Source organism: Streptomyces sp. NRRL S-455 (genome assembly GCF_000717875.1).
In the GTDB taxonomy this organism is placed as follows: domain Bacteria; phylum Actinomycetota; class Actinomycetes; order Streptomycetales; family Streptomycetaceae; genus Streptomyces.
The window spans coordinates 1-313 of the sequence record NZ_JOCT01000092.1; the positions used below are offsets into that span (position 1 = coordinate 1).

At 72.8% G+C, this 313-nt stretch carries 1 protein-coding gene; it reads left to right on the forward strand.

What is annotated here, in order from left to right; translation table 11 throughout:
* Positions 1–22: 22 nt before the first annotated feature.
* Positions 23–292 (forward strand): hypothetical protein, encoded by a 270-nt coding sequence (locus tag IE97_RS0137945; protein WP_030252349.1) that lies wholly within the window; start codon positions 23–25, stop codon positions 290–292.
* Positions 293–313: the final 21 nt, after the last annotated feature.

The following is a 313-nucleotide window of genomic DNA, read 5'->3' on the forward strand; positions in this document are numbered from 1 at the left end:
CCACTGTGCCAGGAGGTTGCCGATGGCCGTTGCCACAGCCACGACCGAGCCGCTGCACCAGCCCGCGCGGAAGAAGCGGCTCCCCGCGGGCCGGCCCCGCGAGTGGTACGTCTCGCACAACCGTCGCCTCAAGGCCATGCGCCTGGCGATATCCCTGCTCGACACCGGGGTGTACCAGCCGGTGAGCGCGAGCAACGCCCGTATCCGCGCGGAGGCCGACCGCCTCGCCATCCACCCGCCGTCCGACACCACCTGCCGCATGGTCCGCGCCCTGATCCGCTACGGCCGCTGACCTCTGCCCGTGCCCCCGGAG

Excerpts from the sequence above, each read along its gene's own strand:
- IE97_RS0137945 (WP_030252349.1), top strand. The coding sequence starts at position 23 with ATGGCCGTTGCCACAGCCACGACCGAGCCGCTGCACCAGCCCGCGCGG.